Raw genomic sequence first — 18,242 nt, forward strand, 5'->3', positions numbered from 1 at the left:
CAAATTATAACCTAACAGATTGCCAAATCTCTTAGGTTATAATAGAAAATAATATTTATATAGCTACTAATTGCTCATCCAAAGCAACTAATGGGGAACGGTGTTTCAATTTAATATCATCAGAGACAATACTAATTAATTTTGAAATATCTATTCTTCCTAAGTCTTCGCCGGTATTGATCCGTAAAGATACCTGATTACTTTCAACTTCGGCATCACCAATAACAACTAAGTAAGGAATTTTTTTCAGCGTGTTTTCACGAATTTTATACCCGATTTTTTCATTTCGAATATCTAATTTAGCTTTAATTCCTTGTTTCTTAAGTGTTTCATATAATGCCTGACAATAATCTGATTGCTTCTCAGAGATATTCATAATCACAAGCTGGTGTGGAGCCAGCCATGTTGGAAGCGCTCCTGCATAATGTTCAATCAGAATAGCAATAAAACGCTCGACCGATCCTAACATTGCCCGATGTAACATTACTGGCACTTCTTTATTGCCTTCTTCATTAATAAAACCAGCCCCCAGACGCTCAGGAACCATATAATCTAACTGAACCGTTCCACATTGCCATTCCCGTCCCATACGATCTTTCAAATGGAACTCAACTTTAGGTCCATAAAATGCCCCTTCTCCCGGAAGTATCTCGTAATCGAAACCAGCTTTTGTAACAGCATCCTGCAACATTGCTTCAGCTCGATCCCAAACTTCATCTAAACCAATTCTTTTTTCCGGACGAGTTGCAATTTTTATCGATACATTTTTATCTTCAAAACCGAAGTCCTGATATACCTGAAACACCTGAGAAGTGAATAAAGCGACTTCAGAAAGAATTTGTTTCTCTTGGCAGAAAATATGTCCGTCATCCTGAACCATTGATCTGACACGCATCAAACCTCGTAAACTACCAGACGGTTCATAGCGATGGCAGCATCCAAACTCAGCATATCGGATCGGTAAATCTTTATAGCTTTTCAGACCATCATTAAACACCTGAATATGGCAAGGGCAATTCATCGGTTTTACTGCATATTCTCGCCCATCAATATGAGTTACAAACATATTTTCAGAATACTTATCCGAATGCCCAGATTTCTTCCATAAATTCTTGTCAACTAACTGTGGTGTATGAATCTCATCATAGTTAAATGTTTCTAACCGTTCACTTACATAATTGACAATTGTCTTATTAATACGCCATCCTCTCGGATGCCAAAAAACCATCCCCGGTGCTTCTTCCTGCATATGAAAAAGGTCAAGTCGCCGACCAATATTCCGGTGATCATTCTTCTCCGATTCTTTTAATGCATGTAAATACCCTTCCAGTTCATCCTGAGTATTCCAGGCTGTACCATAAATGCGCTGCAATGACTGTTTGCTTGAATCACCTCTCCAGTATGCACTGGATACTCTCAGCAATTTGAAGTGGCGCAAGAAGCGAGTGTTCGGTACATGAGGCCCCCGGCACATATCTATATATTCTTCATGAATATATAGATTTACATGTGTAATGCTTTTATCCAGTTCTTGAATAATTTCCACTTTATAAGGTTCATTCCGTTCAGTGAATACTTGAATCGCTTCATCTACAGTGACTCTTTTCCGAATCACATCGTAATTTTTCTTCACTAAATTTCGGATAAGCGCTTCAATCGTTTCTATATCATCTGTCGTAAAGGGGTCATGCTCAATATCATAGTAAAAACCATCCTGAATCACCGGACCGATTGCCATTTTAGCCTCTGGGTATAGTTGCTTAACAGCTTGACCTATCATGTGGGCAAATGAATGACGAATTATTTCAATTCCTTCAGGATCTTTATCTTTGATCAAACGCACCGTTGAATCACCGGTAATCAGTTCACAGAGATCGACCAACTGATCATTCACCTGGCCGGCAACTGCAGATTTAGCTAAACTTGGGCTGATACTTCTAGCAATATCCAAAACCGAAACTGGCTCCGGGAATGCTCTTTTTTCTCCATTGGGAAATGTGATAACAGGCATGATTTAAAATTTCCTTCAATAAAAACTATGACAAAGACAGAACAAATATCTAATTTAGATGCTAACACAGAGTTTTATATTAGATATTCTTAGTAAGATCATTCTCAATAAAATAGGAAGTCACTACCATTGAACGGCAACAGTGATAGTTGTACAACAGTGAAGCCAGATTCTTACGGTTTACAAAATCAATTATAAGCCCAACAAATAATATGAGTTTTATCATTTATATTTCAGAGACCTCTTATGTCCAGATAAATAGGATACCACTCAAGCTACCGTTGTTGGCAAAACCACCATTAATGTCCTATAAAAATTATAAATTTTTCTATTTCATCCGAAGAGCTTACAAGCCTAGCATCAAATGAGAGGACTTCCAATTTATGATGAAACAAACAGTTTATACCAAATTGAAGTCAATTGGGATATTCTTTATCTTCATAATGGTCCATGCTTTACCAATGAGCAATTAGATTATTTAATATACGTCTTGTAAATTGTAACGACCAATTCGGCTGTTCAACATCATCTAAAGAGAGATGAGGCAATCTCTTTAATATTGTATTAATAGCAATCGCTGATTCAACACGGGAAAGTTGCGCCCCTAAACAGAGGTGGGCACCGCCACCAAATGAGATTGGACGAATATTTTCCCGGTAAATGTCAAAAATATCTGGGTTGGAATAAACCTCTTCATCTCTGTTTGCTGAGGAAAGAACAAGGATCACTGTTTCTCCTTTTGTTATCATTTGACCATCAATAGATGTATCTTCTAAAGCAGTTCTCGCAGCAATCTGTACCGGAGGCTCATATCGTAATGCTTCTTCGATTGCATTCGCAGTTAACGAAGGGTCAGCTTTAATTTGTTCAAGGCCCTCCTTGTGACGGAACAACAACAGCAACGCATTTGAGATCAGCGATGTTGTGGTCTCGTAACCAGCTCCCAGTGTTAACATAATATTTGCAACAAGTTCATCATCAGATAAGATATCACCATCTTCACGGGCATGAACCATATGGGTAATTAAGTCGTCTTTAGGAGACACCCGACGTTCATCACACAGCTTTTTAATATAGGCACTTAACTCAATAACATCCTGATTTATCTCATCAAGTTCCTCACGAGAAACTGGTTTTAAATCCAACAATCGGCTGGGAATCCGACTGACAAAAAAATCCATATCAGCTTCTGCATCAATCCCTAACATTTTGCAAATGACCATCAATGGAAGCCGTTCGGCATAATTTTTCATAATATCCATACTGCCTTCAGCCTCAACCCGATCAATTAGCATATTGGCTGTTTCTTCAATCATGGGTTGTAGCTTCTTGATTGAACTGGAAACAAAAGCTTTCATGATGAGCTTTCGCAGCCTGGTGTGTGCCGGGGGATTGGACATTAAAACCTGTAAATTAATCATCTTCAATGCAGGTTCATCTGCTATTTTTGTATTTAGTTGTTTTTCGAGTACTGCACCGAAGTTTTTACCAAAAAATTTATTCCTCAGTACATCTTCGATATCTTTGTGGCGAGTCACCAACCAAAATCCCAAAGGAGAATAATGTATTGGATCTTCACGTCTTAAGCATTGATAAAATGGATATGGGTTATATAAAAAATCTTTATCTGTCGGATTAAAAATCAATTCATTTAGAGTTATGGTATTCATAGCGTTCCTCTTATTATCATCAACAAACTTAATATCATTCATTATTTGAATGATTACTGAATATCTATCACCCATCCTTTTGGTTCAGATGAATAATAGATATATCAACTTTCTGGATTATCTATCTTTATCAATCAAATATTTTGGTATCAGATAAATACTTAATTTTCTCTAATGACAAAATTGATATTATATCTTTATATTTTTCCATTATTTTATTAAGCACTTCTGGGTTATAACTATTTCTGTCATAACGTATATAAGCTTTTATGCTTTCATCTTGAGGGATTAAAGAAATATGCAGCGCTGATGCTCCTGGCTGCCGATGGAGCCAATGTGATGAATTTAAGCTATCTGCTTCACCGGTTTCTTCAGAGAATTTCTGGAATACAAGAATCGACTGACTGGCATAATGAGTGTCTTCCGGTAGTTGGCTACACTCCTGAATAACAATTGGCCCAACATATTTATATTCTTCCATAGAAATCTGGTTGAGATGTAATGCTTTTAGCCACACCGATTTTTCATAGTGTGGAGATACTTGAATCCGAACAGGTAAAGCTTGGAAAAAAGAACCCACCATCTGATCACAGCCATCCAGTTCTGACGGACGCCCAGCAACAACAGTAGCAAAAAGTACATCATTCTCATGCGAGTAGAACCTGAGTAACAATGCCCAAGCCGCCTGAAAAATGACATTCAATGTAACTTGCTGAGTCCGTGCGAATACTTCCAACTGGTTCAGGCAATACGAATCCAATAACTCAATCGTATGATATGCGGGGAGAAAATTATGAGAGTTCTGGTCATCTGTGGACTGCTTCATCAATGCAGGATAAGGCGTATATTGTTTTTTCCCTGCTAAATAGTCTTGCCAGTACTTACGGCTGCCCCTCTGATCTACAACTTTATCTTGTAGCCATTGGATATAACGGTAATAAGGATATCCCGGTGCCACATCCAGCTGTCGTTGACTTGCAAACTGGTCATAAAACGATACTAGCTCACGCTTAATGATATCAACAGACCAACCATCCAATAGCGCATGATGAAAACTCCATATCATTTTAAACGAGGAAGTAGAAAACCGAATCAACTGAACGCGTAATAAAGGCGCTTTTTCAAAAAAGAAGCCTGAGCGCCGATCTTCATCGAGCCAGTGCTCAAAGCTTTGTTCTTGTTCAGATTGCTCAAGATCAGACCAATCAAGCTCCTGAAACGGCAGAACGATTTCTTGATGAACCAATTGCAACTTCTCACCGGAATCCGACATCAGAAAACTGGTTCTTAAGATATCATGCCTTCGAACAACACTATCCCAAGCCTGTTTCAATGCCTGAACATTAATCTTATCCAGCTCAGCAATGTATTGAACGATCAAACGCTCAACAGTAGAGCATTCCACCACTCCCAACTCTTGCAGAAAAGCGTCCTGTAAAGAAGCTAATGGGTAAACAGATTCAATTGAATCCGCTTTCCCGGTATCAACATAATCTTCAACCCGATATCCGGAATCCGGGATCTCCATTGTTTTTACCTGAAAGTCCGAGGTCATGGATACCGTCGTATACTCAGAAATGAAGTAAGCCAGTTCAGCAATATTCTGATATTCAAAAAGATCTTTCATGGCAATGCTATAACCTGATTGCCTCATCCGGGAAACGACTTTCAATGCAATAATCGAGTCTCCGCCCGAAGCAAAAAAGTTGTCATAGATCCCCACTTCTGATTTACCAAGTACCTGCTGCCATATTTCTGCCAGTTCCTGCTCTAATGCCGAACTTGGAGCAGTATAAACTGTTTCCGAAGGCCCACTTTCCGGAACCATAGCGATTAATTTCTGACGATCAACTTTCCCAGTTTGCGCCAAAGGAAATTCATCAATCGCAAAGAACTGAGAAGGAACCATATACTTAGGAAGCAACTCATACAGATGATGCCGAATCCCTTCCTGCCAAGAGTCCTGCTGTACAGAAAGAATAACGTAAGCAATCAGACGACTATTCTCTTGTCCATCGGTTTGTGCAACAACGACTGCATCCTGAATATGATCTAGACGACGCATGACACTCTCAATTTCGCCCAACTCAATGCGATAACCACGAATTTTGACCTGAAAATCACTTCTGCCCAGATACTCAATACGACCATCAGGGAGGTAGCGGACTAAATCCCCAGTTTTATATAGTTTTTTTCCCTTTTGATGATTCCATCGATCCGAAATAAATCGTTCATCAGTTAGATCAGGGCGATGCAAGTAACCCAGAGAAACACCGCTCCCTCCTAGGTAAAGCTCCCCCGAAACACCAATAGGAACAGGATTCAAATCAGCATTCAGAATATAAGCTGACGTATTATTGATAGGACGCCCAATTGTCGGTTCCCGAGTTTCATCTTTAGGAACCCATTCATAAGTTGAATAGGTAGTATCTTCACTCGGGCCATACAGGTTATAAACTCTCTCAATGTGAGGTAAGGCATAAAGTTGCTCAACCAAATGGCGAACGAGTGGCTCACCGGCCAAGTTTACGATTTTGACCGATTCAGGAATAGCATGATGTTGTAATAGTGCTGTCACCGCAGAAGGAACTGAATTGATCAAGGTCACCGACTCACGCCACGGAGACTCAGGTAATTGCAATGCATCTTCTACTAAAATAATCGTTCCACCAGAAATTAAAGTGAAGAAAATTTCGTAGACTGACAGATCAAAACAAATCGAGGTTGCGGCAAGCACTCCGGATAAATCAGTCTGCTGGTACTCTCGTTGTGCCCAGTCTAGTAAAGCAATCACATTTTGGTGTTGGATCATCACGCCTTTCGGGCGACCGGTAGAACCAGAAGTGAAAATAATATGTGATAATGCATCAGCACTTAAAGATAGATTCAAATTTGTTGTCATAAACTGGCTGACAGTCTTCATTACCAAAGAATCATCTATCGCAATGACTAAATTGACCGATGATAGTAAGTCAAACTCAAGCTTCTCTTTTAAATGCAACTGAGATAAGACAATCACAGGAGATGAGTCGTCAAGAATCGCTGCTAAACGATTCTCCGGATAAGCAGGATCCAGTGGAACATAAGCAGCACCAGCTTTTAAAATAGCTAACATACCGACAAGCATGTCAAATGAACGTTCCAAAAACACACCAACATAGGTATGTTCATCAGCGCCCTGTTCCCTCAAATACCGCGCCAGTTGATTAGCCTGCTGATTGAGAGTCCGATAACTGTAAGACTTCCCATCACTATCTTTGACAGCAATAGACTCTGGCTGAATATCAACTTGCTTTTCAACCCACTCATGGATAGTTGTAACTGAAGGCAACGCTGACACATTTTGATTCCAGAGTTGCAGTATCTTCTCCCGCTCGTCACCGGGCATAATTTCATAATCACATAATGAGTTTTCCGGTCGGGCAATCACTTCATCGACAAGTTCAAGAAAAGATGCTGCCATCCTCTCTATTGTTGATACTTCAAATAAATCAGAGTTATACAACCATGAACACTGGAACTGTTCCCCTTCATCCGTCACGGTAAGAACTAAATCATGAGTTGTCCCACTTCCACCGGAACTGGAGGTATATAAAATCTTTTCAATAAGATGCTGATAATCAGACGTCAGCCCCCGTTTATCGATACTATCGTGTGTCTGATTCCAGTTGTACATAATCTGGAATATCGGTGAACGACTGGAATCGCGTTCAGGATTCAGCTGCTCAACCAGTTTTGGAAACGGATAGCCTTGATTTTCCATCAAGTTCAGAATCCGCACATGAAATGCTTCAACCAGATTCCCAAAGCGTTCTTGCAAATTCAGCTCAGATTTAAACACTACGGTATTGACAAAATGGCCAACGACATTATTCATATGCTCATCAATACGGCCGGCAGTCGGTATGCCAATAACCAACTGATTCTGATTAGTAAACCGTTGTAATAGAACCTGAAAAACAGTTAACAGGCAAACAAATGGCGTCGCATGATAAGATTTTGATAATGACCGAATTTGTTTTACTCTCGCGCTGTCTATTGTTAACTGACAGATATTTCCGTGACGGGTCATTCTGGCTGGTCGGGGTTTATCTGTAGGTAAATGAACAACTGGGAGCCCACCCGACATTTCATGAAGCCAGAAAGCTTCGCTCATGTGACCTTCACTCGACGCCAACCAACGTTGTTCTTTTTCAACCCATTCATGGTATTGATACGGTAAAGCAGGTAATGAAGCCGTTCCTTCATTTCTCACTGCCTGATAAAGAGTCATCAACTCTCTCATCATAATTTCCAACGACCAGAAATCGGCAGCAATATGGTGTACAGTCATGACCAATGTCCAGCTATCCGACGCATCCTGACGAATATCAAATCGCAACGGTGTTTTGGACAAATCGAATGGCTTATCGCTTTTTTCAGCAATCCAGTGTTCTAATATTTGGTTTGTTTGGGCTTCAGCGGACTCAATATTCCATTCAAATGCTCCCTGACGCTGAACGACCTGAACCGGATTCCCCTCACTTTCGACGTAAATAGTCCGTAATGATGCGTGACGCTGAACCAGTAGACGGACAGACCGGTGTAAATCATCCAGATCACAATCCTGCACTAAGCTGATTGCTAAAGTTACGTTATAAGCAGGGCTTTCCGGATCCTGCTGATAGATGATCCAAAGAGATTTTTGACTATAGCTGAGGGGGTAGCGAATCAGCCCCTTCTCCGGATACTTTTTCAGACAAGAAATTAACTCAGGTTTATTTTCTCTGAGTACATGAAGTAATTCTTGAGTAATTGCTGAATCCGGGCCCTGATAACGAAGCCGATCACCTTCAAGCCAAAGCTCAACTTCCTGAGCTATCAATTGATCAAACAGTTCCTGGATCATATTTCTCCCTCAACCAATAAATTCAACACATCTTCCTGTGTATCTATAACAACATCCTGTATCAGGCTTTCCGCTTCCCCGTCGAACGAGAAATGTCTCTCTTTTAGTGTCTGCAATGCATCAACAGCCAGATCATTTAATGTCCCCCGACCCAGCAAAGCTTCTAATGAAAATATCACCCCCAGCGTTCTTTTGGCTTTGGTTCGGATATCAATCGCCATTAATGAGTCAATCCCAAGGCGGGTGACTGGTTCATATAATGGAATATCCTGTTCATTCATTTGTAAAACCGGAGCAATCAGCGCACATAAATATAATTGGAGCGATTTAAGTTGATCTTCTTCGGATAACTGTGACAACTCGGTGAGAAAAATCCGAGTGTCCCCGGCAGTTGGCTGTGCACTATCCAGCATTCGGATCGCGTCTTCGTTAACCAGAGCAGCCTCAACCGACTGTAAAACCAAACAAATGGCTTTATCATCGCGAATCAAGATGATATCTGCACAGAGAGACTCCGGAATCCCGGATGCAGCCGATGGTAATGTTGTCAATTTCACCCAAGTCTTATACTGGCCTGATGGTTTAATATTCTCGTAACATGATATTTGGCTGATCCGGCTTAATGCATAAGGCACCCCCGGATATATTCGGTTAATCAAAACCATCATGGATTGGTAGCAAGATTCGAATAATCCGGGATACACAGAGACTTCTGTATCGAGGGCCACTGTCTCCGGCATTTGTACATAAGCGACACATTGATCCTGAGTCGTCCAGCCTTTCTTCAGCCAACGATATGTATCTCCCAACATATATCCTGTCGTTGACAGATATTGGTAAAAATCTTTCCCCTGAAATACTTGCCCTGTTTCCTGAACTTCTTTTATTTTCTGTTCAGGGACAGCTTGAAGAGATTGCGTCTCGACAGAATGCATCTCTGCAGAAAAATGAATTGTCCATGGTTCAATGGAATCGGTATGTTCAACCACTGACTGACTGTATACCTGAACCTGCCTCGACATATCTTGAGTATTCGTGATTAATGAATGTAACCGCTTTACTTCCCCGTCTGCGACAATACAGGGAGAGTGCCATGTCAGATCCTGAAGACGCCAGCAAGAGCTTTGATCAAATTGACGCCCCAGAAGCCACAACATTTCAGCATAGTAGGATGTTGAAATGACACAATGTCCCAGCAAAAAGTGATCGCGTAGTATCGCCGACATGTCAGACTGGACATATTTTTCAAAACGAATATCACCATCTGCTGGCAAAGAAAGCTGCTTTCCAAGCAATGAGTTTCCTTCAGAAAACATATATGAAGCGGTCATATCAGACTTCCGAAGTGTTTTCTGAGAGTCTGAAAACCAGTAACGCCGCCGTTGAAACGGATACCTCGGTAATTCTATGCGGGTTGAAAAGCCCTTAGGATAAACACCTGACCAGCAGATATTTGCATGGCGGACATATAAATATCCCAGTGTTTTCATCAGTTGCCATTCATCCTGCTTACCCCGATCCAAAGAAGGTAGCCATACCACAGGACGAGATACCGAATGCCTCTCAGAAACCTGACGCCCCATTGACAACAAAGTATTCCCGGTACCGATTTCAATGTAAGTATCAACATGAAACTGTTGTAAAGTCTGAATGCTTTTCCGGAACTGAACACAAGCCAGTACATGGTCAATCCAATACTGAGGCTGACAGATTTTATCAGCATCGGCCAACTCACCAGTTATATTGGAAACAATCGGTAATTTCGGTGCAGAAAAACTGATCTTGTCCAACTCGTCACGAAATGCGTCTAACATCGGCGTCATCAATGGAGAGTGGAAACCGTGAGAAACATTGAGCATCGTTGCCGTAATATCCATCGTATGCAATGTTTGCTGAATACGTTCTAAGGTCTGAATATCTCCGGCAAGCACAACCTGTCGTGGTCCATTATCGGCTGCAACCGCAACATTATCTTTGTCTGCGAGGATCAATGGCTTAATTTGTTCGACAGAAGCGAGAACAGACAACATTCCACCCGGCTGAGCTAATTCGGCCATCAAACGTCCACGGGCACAAATGAGAGAGAATCCATCTTGCCAAGAAAATACACCGGCCGTACATGCTGCAACATATTCACCAACACTATGCCCCATAACAAAATCAGGCTGAATCCCCCACAGCTCCCACAATGCTGTCAATGCATATGCAACAGAAAACAAAGCGGGCTGAGTGTACTGAGTCTGATCAAGAAGATGGTGATTTTCTCCCCACAATACAGATAATAAAGAAACATCCATATACTGTAGAAATTGTTCATCCATTTGATCCAATACATGTCTGAAATGAGGCTCCGACTGATATAAATTCTTCCCCATCCCGACATATTGGCTTCCCTGACCGGTGAACAAAAATGCAATTTTCGGCTCCTGCTCCCCTTGCTCTGAAGTGAGCAAACCTGACGACTGGCGCTGATCGATAAACGCTTGTAGCTGTTCCGCCATCGACTGTGAAGTCTCAGCTATAGCAGCCAACCGATACGCAAAATCGGATCGTCTAACAGCACTTGCAGCACATAATTTATCCAAGCCAGATAGATTTTCACCTTGTAGCTTCGCCAGATAATCAGCTGCGATATCCCGTAATGCCGAGAGACTTTTAGCCGACAGTTTCAGCATGAATGCCTTTCGTTGTTCCGCTATCGGTTCATCCGGAAGCTGCTTTTGAATAGGTGCCTGCTCAACCAAAATATGGGCATTGGTTCCCATAAAGCTAAACGCACTAATCCCGGCAACCCGAGTTTCCTCACGTGGTTCCCATGCCTGAGTCTGTGTCGGAATCCGGACAGGAAGTGTCTCCCAAGAAATTTTCGAACTAGGTGTTTGAAAATGCAGATGCGGTGGTATGGCGCGCTTTTGTAACGCCATCACAACCTTACACAGACTCGCCATTCCTGCTGCTGCTTCCAGATGACCAACATTTGTTTTCACCGAGCCAACCCAAAGCGGTTGCTCCCGACTAAACCCCTGACGAAACACCTGCCCCAGAGCACCTAATTCAATCGGATCCCCTAAAGCCGTTCCGGTCCCATGACTTTCGATATATCCAACTGCTGTTGGAGTCAATCCGGCGTCATCTAATGCGGCTCGAATCACAGCCTGCTGGGCATGGCCATTGGGGACTGTCAGTCCTGCTGTTGCACCATCTTGATTGACTGCACTCCCTCTAATCACTGCCAGAATATTGTCACCATCCGCCTGAGCATCGGACAATCGTTTGAGGACAACGACTCCGCATCCTTCTCCCCGGACGAAACCATTTGCTGACTCATCAAATGTTTTACAATACCCATCGGGAGACAACATCTGTGCTTTAGAAAAGACCGAGCTTGTCTCTGGCAGCAAAATCAAATTGGTTGCCCCGGCCAATGCGCTGTCACACTCTCTACGTCTCAGGCTTTCAACCGCATGGTGGAGTGCGACAAGTGATGAAGAACATGCCGTATCATAAGTGATGCTGGGCCCGGTCAAACCAAACGTATAAGAAACTCTCCCGGCAGCAACACTAGGCGTTGAACCACTGCCCATGTAACCATTTAAATCATCCGGATTTGACTGAATATGAGCAGATAAATACTCGGCGCCACTGATGCCGATGAATACCCCGGTGTTTTTCCCATAGAGTTGTGCCTGAGTCATTCCCGCCTGTTCAAATGCTTCCCAACTCACCTCCAGCAACATGCGTTGCTGGGGATCCATATTCATCGCCTCTCGGGGAGAAATTTCAAAAAAGCCCGCATCGAACAGATCAATATCAGAAAGGAAACCTGCCTTTTTTGTCCTGATCTTCCAAGGAGCACGGATATCCGGATCGTAGTATTTCTCATTATCCCAGCGATCCGCAGGAACATCTGAGATACCATCATATCCTTCACAAAGTCTCTCCCAGTAGACTTCCGGAGTTGTGACGCCCCCCGGGAAACGACATCCCATTCCCACAATGGCAATCGCCTCATGTTGTCGTTTCTGTGCCACAGTCAATTCACGTTTCATCTGAGCTGCCAACAACATCAGTTGTTTCGGAGACATTCCCTTAAGTTCATCAATAAACGACTTCATCACAATACGTTTTCCTCAATTAAATCATCAAGTAACTTGTCAATGTCACTGTCATCTAGTAATTTGATGTCATCAACATTCCCCGAAACTGCCTGTTTCGGAGCAGACTCATCATCATGACTTTGTTCAAAGATCAGTTCTCCGAGATAGCAGCTCAGAGCCTGAAGGTTGGGATAGTCAAACAATAAAGTCGGAGAAAGAGTCAGGCTTAAACCAGACTGAAGTCGATTTTTCAATTCAACCGCCATCATGGAATCAAAGCCAATATCAAAAAACTTGTCTCTTGGCCGGACATGTCGGTCCGTCCCATGACCAAGCAACGATGTCACCTGTCGGCGAACATAAATCTCCAGTTGTTGCTGTTGTTCTGTCGGTGGCAAATGGTGCCACTGTGTTATCTCTGGACTAACTGCATGATTACTCTGAATAGAAGTACTTTGAGTAGAAATAGTCTGACGAACTGAATCCAGAATAGAAAGGTGCAGACCTTCAGGCAGATACTCAAAGAATCGTACCCAATCGATATTGAACGCTCCAATCTGGCTCTCATTTGTACCCAGTAACCAGAAAAGTGCCTGTACCCCCTGTTCAGCAGAGATAGGCAGTAATCCCACTTTCTCCAAGTGTCCGGAGACCTGCTTTGCCATTCCGGTATCATCCCAGCGTCCCCAGTTGATGCTGATGCCGGGTAAACCACGTTGGCAACGGTACTGCATTAACCCATCCATAAAGGCATTAGCTGATGCGTAAGCAGCTTGTCCGGCAGAACCAAATAATGAAGCAACCGATGAAAAACAGACAAAAAAGTCGAGATCAATAGCACGTTCTTCAGTGAACTGATGTAAATGCCAGCTTCCCCATACCTTGGGAGCGAGCACCCGGGAAAAATCATCCCACGTCTGTTTCATCAGAACAGTATCATGTGCTTCTCCGGCTAAATGTAATATTCCAGCCAGAGGGAATATCTGTTCTGATACCTGAGAAAGAGCAAAATTCAGTGACTCAGCCTTTGACACATCACATGTCAAAACGGTCACTGGCACGCCTAGTCGTTCTTCCAGAACATCCGGTGCTTCCTGAGGCTCGCTCCGGCTCAGCAATATCAGATGCCCGGCACCTTGTTCAGCAAGCCATGTTGTAACCTGCTGACCAATACCACCAAAAGCACCGGTAACCAGATAACTACGATCACGACGAATATTGGTATGACTTTGTTGCGAAGGTGCCACTGATCGAAGTTCTGCTTTCCACAAGCTTCCCCGACGAATGGCAACCTGATCCACTTTGCCATGCCGGTGGATCAGCCGACATAATTGCCGGGCCTGTTCTATATATCCAGACGGTTCATCACACTGAAGATCCACAGAAAGACAACCAAATTCAGGGTGCTCTATTCGTATCACATCAGCTATTCCCCATAACATAGCGCTTGCCGGATTCATGACCGGGTCTTCTGTTCCATTAAAAACAGAGTGAACTTGTTCCGTCACGAATGTCAGTTGAGGGATATCGGAACCTAACGTTTTGGGTACCGCTTGGATCAAATTTAGGATGCCTGCACCATTCAGACGACTACTCTGTACCACATCATCATAAGTATCCAGACTCCAGCAATGAACAATATGCAAGTTATCAGTCGATTCTATCTGTACGCCCCAAACAGATAACAACTGTTCAAATCCGCACTTATCGTTTGGATCTAATACCAGTTGATTGTGTGCATGACCAACCGATTCAGACGGTATTGAATCTGCATAGGCTAAAGTTACCTGATGTCCTTCATCGGCCAAAATATCAGCCAGCTTTTGCGCAAATCCCGACTGATCGGCTAATATGAGCCATGTTTGCTGAACCAGAGGGAAATCTTCATTCTCATCGGGCTTCCACTCAATCCACTGACGCTGATAAAAGGTCATCGGTGTAGCGTGCTGACCAGAAAAAGGAACCAGTTGTAACCCTTCGATCATAGCGACAAGCTGACCATCATCAGTGATAAGCTCAAAATCGGCCTGTAGCCGTTCCGGTGAATACGAGATTAGTCGGGCGGTCGCCCATACCTGTGCAGAATCTGGTTTAGAAAAAAGTCGGATCTGATTGACAGCACGAGGAAGATAAAGAGCCTCATCATCTTCGGGAATTAATGTGGACAGTATTTGAAAACAAGCATCCATCAGCAGCGGGTGCAAACAATAACCCTTTTGCTCGCTTTCCTCCAAAAGTCCAATCCGAGCCAAAGCCACTTGCTCACCATTCCAGATTTGCTTTAGTGTCTGAAACTGACGCCCAAGTTCCAGTCCGCCCTGAGCCATATGTGTATAATATTCCGACATCGGAATCTCTTGGCGGCATTGCTGCTGAATTTGCTGCAAAGAGTGCTGGGGGGTGTTCCTGACCTGTATCGTAGACTCAATGATTCCACTGCAGTGCTGCTCCCAGCGGAACTGGTGGCTGTGGATCGAAAAACGATAGGTACCATCTTGAAGCAGTTTGATCTTAACCTGAACGTCAATCTTTTCACCATCAGGAATAACCAGCATCCGTAATATATCAATCGAACTTAAAGACAAAGGTCCATCTTTCAGAACGACTCTTCCAGCTTCAAGTGCCAGTTCAATAAACATGGCAGCAGGTACAACAACAGTCCCCTGAACACGGTGATCCTGTAAAAAATCAGGGTGATGCTGATCCAGTGTCAGACAACATAGCCATTCATCTTCAGCCATTGGAATAATCTGAGGCAATAATACCGAGTCTATATCATCAATATTATTAATAGAGTGAGCTGTTACATGATGAGATAAAGACGATTTCTCTTGCTTCTGGCACCAGAATGATCGGCCAGTAACCTCAAACGGATAAGTTGGTAACGTGACTCGCTGACGATGAAATCCCTGCTCAAGTGACTGCCAGTCTAATGACTGTCCATAAACATAAAGCTGAGAAGCTGCAGTCAATATTTGCAGCCATTCGTCATGTCCCCGCCGAAGCGAAGGTAACCAGAGCACTGGTTTTATTGAGGATGGAAAACATTGACGAGCCATACTCAATAAAGTTGCCGACGGACCGACTTCCAGATAGGTATCCACACCATCAGCATCAAGCCGTTGCACTCCCTGATAAAATTTTACTGGCTCACACAAATGATTAAGCCAGTACTCTGGGGTACACAATTGTTCACCGGCAAGCTCGCCGGTCAGATTAGATATCACGGGAAGCTGAGGCCGAGCCCATTTAATTTGGGATAACACTTCCGTAAAGGCTTCACACATCGGCTCGACCAGCGGTGAATGGAACGCATGAGAAACAACCAGCATCTGATACGTCAACGACTGTGCCTGTAGATAGGCTTCCAATGCCAGTATACAATCGGTATCTCCGGCAACAACTGTACTTGCCGGACCATTTTCAGCGGCAATAACGACCCCGGGGAATGAAAGAATCATAGTCGCAACGACATCAGTTGGTGCCGCAATACTCATCATACTGCCGGGCTGACACCGTACTGTTAGCAAACGTCCTCTTGTTGCTACAAGTTTCAGACCATCTTCCAGACTAAAAACACCTGCAATGCAAGCTGCAACATATTCCCCCAAACTGTGCCCGATTAATATATCCGGCTGAATCCCCCATGATTGCCACAATGTTGCCAGTGCATATTCAAACGCAAACAAAACTGGTTGTGTATATTCAGTCTGGCGCATAAGATGAGTATGTTCACCCCATAATAACGAAGTAAGTGCATAATCAAGTTCTGACGCCAGAATTGTTTCACAACGGTCGATCACCTGTCTGAAAACCGGAGAAGAGCGGTACAAATCATATCCCATGCCTGCATACTGAGAACCCTGTCCGGAAAAAAGAAATGCGATTTTTTTCTCGTTTTCACTGTATGCATGGTTAATCTGCAAAGATGGAGTTCCCTGAATATATTGTGTTATCAGAGCTTTAAGCTGTGTTGTATTTTCGGCAACAATAGCTAACCGATGGGATGCAGCATACCTTCCGGAATTAGCGCTGAAACCGACATCACCAACAAAATATTCCTTATCGGATAACATTTCATTGTAACGTTTTGCCAGCGTCGCCAATGCCTCGGAGGTTTCTGCAGATAATGTCAATATATGATGGGAACGCTCTGCCTGGCTCACTTTCTGCAAGGTTTTCTCTGGTGCTTGTGTCAATACAATATGAGCATTCGTCCCACTAAATCCGAACGCGCTAATCCCTGCTGTCCGGGGATGTTCTGTATCGCTCCACAACATACATTGTGTCGGAAATTCTACTGGTAATTTCTCCCATAAAATATGAGGACTGGGATGATGAAAATGTTTATTTGGCGGAATAACACCATGTTCGATCGATAATATAGTTTTCAAAAGTCCAGCCATACCAGAAGCCGCTTCTGCATGGCCCATATTGGTTTTCACAGCTCCCATAATTAGATTTCCCCGGCGCGCCTGATCATCACCAAATACAGTCGCAAGGGCAGAAAATTCTATCGGATCACCTAAAGCCGTTCCCGTACCATGGCACTCGATATAATCAATATCAGAAGTACTCATACCGGCATTTTTCAGTGCTGCACGTAATAATTTGACCTGAGATAGTTCATTTGGAGCCGTTAGCCCCTGACTACGCCCATCCTGATTAACAGCACTTCCTGAAATAACAGCCCGAATATTATCCCCGTCTCTTTGAGCATCACTCAGACGTTTCAAAACAACCATGCCACAGCCTTCGGCTCTGGCAAACCCATCTGCTGAAGCATCGAATGTTTTACAATGACCGTCAGATGCCAACATGCCAGCATCGTAAAAACTTGCTGTATTGTAGGGATCGAGAATCAGATTCACACCACCTACAAGTGCCATATTGCTTTCTCCCATTTTTAAACTCTGGCACGCTAAATGAAGGCTAACCAGAGATGAAGAACAGGCAGTATCAATGGATACTGTCGGCCCCTGGAGTCCCAGCATGTAGGCAATACGTCCGGCAGCAACACTACCGGCATTTCCTGTCAGACTATAAAGAGAGGGCTTATCTCCCCCGGTCGAAAAACGCCCGTAATCGTTTGAACTAATACCGATAAAAACCCCTGTCAGTGATTCTTTCTGCCCTCTAGGGTTATAGCCTGCACATTCCAAAGCTTCCCAGCTAACTTCCAACAGCAGACGCTGTTGCGGATCCATTTGCTCAACTTCCCGTTCAGACAACCCGAAAAATGCCGCATCAAATAAGTCAATATCACGGAGTAATCCCATACAAAGATCTTCCGGATGCCGCGAGTCAAATTGTCGTCCTATCGCTTCAGGCTGGCACATGAGATCGCGACCATTTTCCAGAGCCTCCCAGAAAGACTGAGGATCACGGACATCTCCAGGGAATCGGCAAGCCATACCAACAATGGCTATCGGTTCCTGAACGTCCGGTCGTTTCTCTATCGAACGTTGCTCTGCTGACTGCTGCTGATGTTCCAAAGATTGCTGCTGGCGGGCAGCCAGCAGCAATAACTGGTTCCGGGATAAATGTCCGATCTGCTGTAAATATTTTTCCATAAG

5 protein-coding genes are annotated in these 18,242 nt (G+C 43.3%); all 5 read right to left on the reverse strand.

The genetic code is table 11. From position 1 onward, the window contains the following. Positions 1-55: 55 nt before the first annotated feature. The 5 genes from thrS to VRK_RS14075 all read right to left on the reverse strand — a co-directional run bounded on the left by thrS (position 56) and on the right by VRK_RS14075 (position 18,239). Positions 56-2,011, reverse strand: a complete 1,956-nt coding sequence (thrS, locus tag VRK_RS14055) for a threonine--tRNA ligase (protein WP_059121947.1) — start codon at positions 2,009-2,011, stop codon at positions 56-58. 455 nt (positions 2,012-2,466) lie between these two features. Continuing rightward, entirely contained in the window at positions 2,467-3,681 is a 1,215-nt protein-coding gene (locus VRK_RS14060) for a cytochrome P450 (RefSeq protein ID WP_197413111.1), read from the reverse strand. 130 nt (positions 3,682-3,811) lie between these two features. Next, the gene (locus VRK_RS14065; protein WP_059121949.1) at positions 3,812-8,569 is read right to left on the reverse strand and encodes a non-ribosomal peptide synthetase; all 4,758 of its coding nucleotides are present in this window, start codon (positions 8,567-8,569) and stop codon (positions 3,812-3,814) included. Further along, entirely contained in the window at positions 8,566-12,684 is a 4,119-nt protein-coding gene (locus VRK_RS14070; RefSeq protein ID WP_059121950.1) for a type I polyketide synthase, read from the reverse strand. The genes VRK_RS14065 and VRK_RS14070 overlap by 4 nt, the downstream gene beginning before the upstream one ends. Then, positions 12,684-18,239 carry a type I polyketide synthase gene (locus VRK_RS14075; protein ID WP_197413112.1) on the reverse strand — a complete coding sequence of 1,852 codons (5,556 nt, stop codon included), beginning with the start codon at positions 18,237-18,239 and terminating at the stop codon, positions 12,684-12,686. The genes VRK_RS14070 and VRK_RS14075 overlap by 1 nt, the downstream gene beginning before the upstream one ends. Between the last annotated feature and the right edge of the window lie 3 nt (positions 18,240-18,242).

The sequence above is a fragment of the Vibrio sp. MEBiC08052 genome, from assembly GCF_001506075.1.
Taxonomy (GTDB): Bacteria; Pseudomonadota; Gammaproteobacteria; order Enterobacterales; family Vibrionaceae; genus Vibrio.